Annotated in this window: 7 protein-coding genes; all 7 read left to right on the top strand. The window is 59.7% G+C overall.

The features are described from left to right. On the top strand, positions 1 to 875 hold an 875-nt coding region (locus ACRESD_RS09005; protein ID WP_431750596.1), incomplete at its 5' end, for an FHIPEP family type III secretion protein. 12 nt (positions 876 to 887) lie between these two features. Beyond that, complete coding sequence (gene flhF, locus ACRESD_RS09000; protein ID WP_431750595.1) at positions 888 to 2,204, top strand: flagellar biosynthesis protein FlhF; 1,317 nt, start codon at positions 888 to 890, stop codon at positions 2,202 to 2,204. Between the two features lie 105 nt (positions 2,205 to 2,309). Beyond that, complete coding sequence (gene fleN, locus ACRESD_RS08995; RefSeq protein WP_003192912.1) at positions 2,310 to 3,143, top strand: flagellar synthesis regulator FleN; 834 nt, start codon at positions 2,310 to 2,312, stop codon at positions 3,141 to 3,143. Further along, a complete protein-coding gene (fliA, locus tag ACRESD_RS08990) occupies positions 3,140 to 3,880 on the top strand; it encodes an RNA polymerase sigma factor FliA (protein WP_065909829.1) in 741 nt (246 codons plus the stop codon). The genes fleN and fliA overlap by 4 nt, the downstream gene beginning before the upstream one ends. Positions 3,881 to 4,048: 168 nt before the next feature. Beyond that, positions 4,049 to 4,423 (top strand): chemotaxis response regulator CheY, encoded by a 375-nt coding sequence (locus ACRESD_RS08985; RefSeq protein WP_005790040.1) that lies wholly within the window; start codon positions 4,049 to 4,051, stop codon positions 4,421 to 4,423. Between the two features lie 18 nt (positions 4,424 to 4,441). Next, complete coding sequence (locus tag ACRESD_RS08980) at positions 4,442 to 5,230, top strand: protein phosphatase CheZ (RefSeq protein WP_431750594.1); 789 nt, start codon at positions 4,442 to 4,444, stop codon at positions 5,228 to 5,230. 11 nt (positions 5,231 to 5,241) lie between these two features. Next, a partial coding sequence (locus tag ACRESD_RS08975) for an Hpt domain-containing protein (RefSeq protein ID WP_431750593.1) occupies positions 5,242 to 5,421 on the top strand: 180 nt, incomplete at its 3' end.

Below are 5,421 nucleotides of genomic sequence, written 5' to 3'. Positions count from 1 at the left end.
ACCTCGACCTGGCCCCGAGCGCCTACCGCCTGACCCTGATGGGGGTGATTCTGGCCGAGGCCGAGATCTACCCGGACCGCGAACTGGCGATCAACCCCGGCCAGGTGTTCGGTACGCTCAACGGTATTACCGCCAAAGATCCGGCTTTTGGCCTGGACGCGGTGTGGATCGAAGTCAGCCAGCGCAGCCAGGCGCAATCCCTGGGATACACCGTGGTAGACGCCAGTACCGTGGTCGCTACCCACCTCAACCAGATTCTGTACAAGCACTCCCACGAGCTCATCGGCCACGAGGAAGTCCAGCAATTGATGGGGTTGCTGGCCAAAGCCTCGCCGAAACTGGCCGAAGAGCTGGTTCCAGGCGTGCTAACGCTGTCGCAATTGCTCAAAGTGCTGCAGGCATTGCTCGCCGAGCAGGTGCCGGTCCGGGACATTCGCAGCATTGCCGAGGCCATCGCCAACAATGCCGCCAAGAGTCAAGATACTGCCGCTCTGGTGGCTGCCGTGCGCGTCGGCTTGTCCCGTGCCATCGTGCAAAGCATTGTAGGCATTGAGTCTGAGCTGCCTGTGATTACCTTGGAGCCAAGGTTGGAACAAATATTGCTCAATAGTATTCAGAAGGCAGGACAAGGCCAGGAAGAGGGCGTTCTGCTGGAGCCAAGCATGGCTGAGAAGCTCCAGCGTTCGTTGATCGAAGCGGCGCAGCGCCAGGAAATGGCGGGCCATCCGGTGATCCTGCTGGTGGCGGGCCCGGTTCGCGCGATGTTGTCGCGGTTTGGACGTCTGGCAGTACCGAATTTGCACGTTTTGGCTTATCAGGAAATCCCTGACAATAAGCAAGTGACTATCGTCGCGACAGTAGGGCCCAACGGCTGAGGGTAGTGGGTTATGCAAGTTAAGCGTTTTTTCGCCGCCGATATGCGTCAGGCCATGAAACTGGTCCGTGATGAGCTGGGCGCCGATGCCGCGATTATCGGTAACCGTCGTATTGCCGGCGGTGTCGAGCTGACGGCTGCCCTGGATTACACCCCCTCGGCATTGGCGCCACGCGTGCCGAACATGGAGCTCGAAGACGAGCTGCGCAAGACCGCCTCGCGCATTGTGTCGGCCCAGGCTGAGCTGAGCATGCGCGGCGACAGCGACGCTTCCACCAATCGCCAGTTGTTCGCCGGCCTGCCGTTGACCGCCGCCGAGCCCTTGGTCGAACCGACTTTCGTCGAACCGCCACGTCCCGCCGCGCCAGCCCCGGCCGCCGCCGTCGACCAGCGTGTGTTCGACTCGATGCGCTTTGAACTCAATGGCCTGCGTGAACTGCTCGAAGTGCAGTTGGGCTCGTTGGCCTGGACCCAGCTGCAAGGCAGCAAACCGCACCAGGCCAACCTGTGGCGTCGCTTGCAGCGTATCGGCCTGTCCGGCCCGCTGTCCCGCGACCTGCTGGCGCTCACCGCCGAAGTCGAAGAACCGCGCCAGGCGTGGCGCATGTTGCTGGCGCACTTGGCCCGCATGATTGTTACCCCGGAACTCGAACCCCTGGAAGAGGGCGGTGTGATCGCCATGGTCGGCCCGGCCGGCATGGGCAAGACCACCACCCTGGCCAAGCTGGCCGCCCGTTATGTGCTCAAGTACGGCGCCCAGAACATCGCGCTGGTGAGCATGGACAGCTATCGCATCGGCGCCCAGGAACAGCTCAAGACCCTGGGTCGCATCCTCAATGTGACGGTCACCCACGTCGACCCTGGCCAGTCCCTGGCCAATGCCCTCGACCCGCTGCTGCGCAAGCGCGTGGTGTTGATCGACACGGCTGGCCTGCAAGCCAGCGATCCGGCCCTGCGCATGCAACTCGAAAGCCTGGCCGGGCGCGGCATCAAGTCGAAAAACTACCTGGTGCTTGCAACCACCAGCCAGAAACAGGTTCTTACCGCTGCGTATCACAGCTACAAGCGCTGCGGCCTAGCCGGCTGCATCCTCACCAAGCTCGATGAAACCGCGAGCCTGGGCGAGGTGTTGAGCCTGGCGATCAGTCATGAGTTACCGGTCGCCTACCTGACCGACGGCCCGCGGATTCCAGATGATTTGCATCTGCCGCGTCGTCATCAGTTGGTCAGCCGTGCTGTCAGTGTGCAAATGCAAGAAGAGCCTAGCGAGGAAGCGATGGCCGATATGTTCGCCGATCTCTACCACAACCCTGCAAAACGGGTCGGTTGAGGCAGGATGAGCGCCGTGAAATGTATCTACATTGATGGTCTGCAAGCGATTCACGCGGCCAAGCCATGTAGCCTGCGTCTAAGCAAGACAAGGTAAAGAAATAAAATGGGCAGCATGCATCCCGTACAGGTGATCGCGGTGACCGGCGGCAAAGGTGGCGTCGGGAAAACTAACGTGTCAGTGAATTTGTCCCTGGCCCTGGCAGAGCTTGGCCGTCGCGTCATGCTGCTGGATGCTGACCTGGGCTTGGCGAACGTGGACGTTCTGCTGGGGCTGACACCCAAACATACCCTCGCCGATGTAATCGAGGGCCGTTGCGAGCTGCGCGATGTGCTGCTGCAGGGCCCCGGTGGCATTCGTATCGTGCCGGCCGCCTCGGGTACCCAGAGCATGGTGCACCTGAGCCCGGCGCAGCATGCCGGCCTGATCCAGGCCTTCAGCGATATCGGCGACAACCTCGACGTGCTGGTGATCGACACCGCCGCCGGGATCGGCGAGTCCGTGGTCAGCTTCGTGCGCGCCGCGCAAGAAGTGCTGCTGGTGGTTTGCGACGAACCCACCTCGATCACCGACGCCTACGCCCTGATCAAACTGCTTAACCGCGACTACGGCATGAACCGCTTCCGCGTGCTGGCCAACATGGCCCAAAGCCCGCAGGAAGGCCGAAACCTGTTCGCCAAGTTGACCAAGGTCACGGATCGCTTCCTCGATGTCGCTTTACAATACGTCGGCGCAGTTCCTTATGACGAGTGTGTGCGCAAGGCTGTGCAAAAGCAGCGCGCAGTCTATGAAGCGTTCCCTCGTTCGAAGTGCGCATTGGCGTTCAAGGCTATTGCCCAGAAGGTCGATACCTGGCCGTTGCCTGCCAACCCGCGGGGGCATCTGGAGTTTTTCGTCGAGCGATTGGTGCATCAGACGAGCGCAGGACCGGTGCTATGACATCCAGCGGCTACAACCTTTACAAAAAGTCAGCACGTGACAGCCAAGGCGAACTGATCGAGCGCTATGCGCCTTTGGTCAAGCGCATTGCCTACCACTTGCTGGCGCGCTTGCCGGCCAGCGTGCAGGTGGAAGACCTGATCCAGGCTGGCATGATCGGCCTGCTCGAAGTGTCGACCAAATATGACGCGAGCAAGGGTGCGAGTTTCGAGACGTATGCGGGTATCCGTATCCGTGGCGCGATGCTCGATGAAGTGCGTAAAGGGGATTGGGCGCCGCGTTCGGTACACCGCAACACGCGAATGGTCAGCGATGCAATTCGCGCAATTGAAGCAAAAACAGGCCGTGACGCTAAAGATCATGAAGTTGCGGCCGAACTCCAATTGAGTCTCGATGATTACTACGGGATTTTGAACGATACCTTGGGCAGCCGCCTGTTCAGTTTCGACGACCTGTTGCAGGACGGCGAACACGAAGGGCTGCACGAGGACGGCGCGAGTGCACATCTCGAACCGTCGCGCGACCTGGAAGATGAACGTTTCCAGGGGGCGTTGGCGGACGCGATTGCCAATTTGCCGGAGCGTGAGCGACTGGTGCTGGCGCTGTACTACGACGAAGAGCTGAACCTCAAGGAAATCGGTGAGGTCCTGGGGGTCAGCGAATCGCGTGTCAGCCAATTGCATAGCCAGTGCGCGGCCCGCTTGCGGGGGCGATTGGGAGAGTGGCGCGCGCGCTGACAGGCAGTGTGGGGACACTGCAGACGCTACCGACCTTGCCCCTGGCGAGGCCGGGTTCGTTCCGTGGTGCCCTGGGCAGTCCTTTTTGTGTAACGCCTGTTGATTGAAATGGCGCGTCCAGGTGCTGGGCGCGTTTAAGACTGCTTGGAGGTCGAATTGGACAAGAACATGAAAATCCTCATCGTTGATGACTTCTCAACGATGCGGCGGATCATAAAAAACCTGTTGCGTGACCTTGGGTTCACAAACACGGTCGAGGCGGATGACGGCATTACGGCGATTCCGATCCTCAACAGCGGGAGCATCGACTTTCTGGTAACCGACTGGAACATGCCGGGCATGACCGGTATCGACCTGCTGCGCCACGTGCGTGCCGATGAAAAACTGCGCAGCCTGCCTGTGCTGATGGTGACCGCTGAAGCCAAGCGTGAGCAGATCATCGAAGCCGCCCAAGCCGGGGTCAACGGTTACGTGGTCAAGCCATTCACGGCGCTGGCCTTGAAAGAGAAGATCGAAAAAATCTTCGAACGCATCGGTCATTGATGCTGCCACGGGGGAGCTATGGAGCATAACGAAACGTCACAGGGAGACTTCGAGTCGACCCTGAAAAAGCATGCTCACCAGTTGGTCGACAGCCTGGAAAAAGGCCAGTTCGGCGACGCGGTGCAGTTAATCCATGAGCTCAACCAGACCCGTGACCGCGGCCTGTATCAGGAAGTGGGCAAGCTGACGCGTGAGCTGCACAGTGCGATCGTCAATTTTCAGATTGACCCGCACATGCCCCAGGCCGAAGAGATTTCGCAAATCACCGATGCCACCGAACGCCTGTCCTACGTGGTCAGGCTGACTGAGGCGGCGGCCAACCGCACCATGGACCTGGTGGAAAACGCCACGCCTCTGGTCAACGGTATGGCCAACGAAGCCCAGGCCCTGAGCGTTGACTGGGGTCGCTTCATGCGTCGGGAAGTGGGCGCGGAAGAGTTTCGTGAATTGGCGCGTCGGGTTGAGGGTTTTCTGTCGCGCAGCGAGCAGGAAAACCGCACGGTTTCCAGCAATCTCAACGACATTCTGTTGGCCCAGGATTACCAGGACCTCACCGGTCAGGTGATCAAGCGCGTGACCCAATTGGTCACGGAAGTGGAAAGCAACCTGCTCAAATTGGTGCTGATGGCCGGCCAGGTCGACCGTTTTGCCGGTATCGAACATGACCGCGCAGCGATCCTCTCGGAAAAAGATCCACAAAAACATCTCGCCAAGGGTGAAGGTCCGCAGATTCATGCCGATAAACGTGAAGACGTTGTATCCGGGCAAGACGACGTAGACGATTTGCTGTCCAGTTTAGGCTTCTAAGGAGCACCCACATGAGCTTCGGCGCCGATGAAGAAATCCTTCAGGATTTCCTTGTAGAGGCCGGCGAAATTTTAGAGCAACTGTCCGAGCAACTGGTCGAGCTGGAAAGCCGTCCGGATGATGCGAACCTGCTCAATGCAATTTTTCGCGGTTTTCACACTGTAAAAGGGGGCGCCGGCTTCCTCCAGCTC

The sequence above is a fragment of the Pseudomonas sp. genome, assembly GCF_050739995.1.
Classification (GTDB): Bacteria; Pseudomonadota; Gammaproteobacteria; order Pseudomonadales; family Pseudomonadaceae; genus Aquipseudomonas.
Note: the sequence above shows the minus strand (reverse complement) of the source record. Positions and strands in the feature narration are given on the sequence as shown.

Bases quoted from the DNA above. Each gene is read 5' to 3' on its own strand.
- flhF (WP_431750595.1), top strand. From the start codon at position 888: ATGCAAGTTAAGCGTTTTTTCGCCGCCGATATGCGTCAGGCCATGAAA.
- fleN (WP_003192912.1), top strand. From the start codon at position 2,310: ATGGGCAGCATGCATCCCGTACAGGTGATCGCGGTGACCGGCGGCAAA.
- fliA (WP_065909829.1), top strand. From the start codon at position 3,140: ATGACATCCAGCGGCTACAACCTTTACAAAAAGTCAGCACGTGACAGC.
- ACRESD_RS08985 (WP_005790040.1), top strand. From the start codon at position 4,049: ATGAAAATCCTCATCGTTGATGACTTCTCAACGATGCGGCGGATCATA.
- ACRESD_RS08980 (WP_431750594.1), top strand. From the start codon at position 4,442: ATGGAGCATAACGAAACGTCACAGGGAGACTTCGAGTCGACCCTGAAA.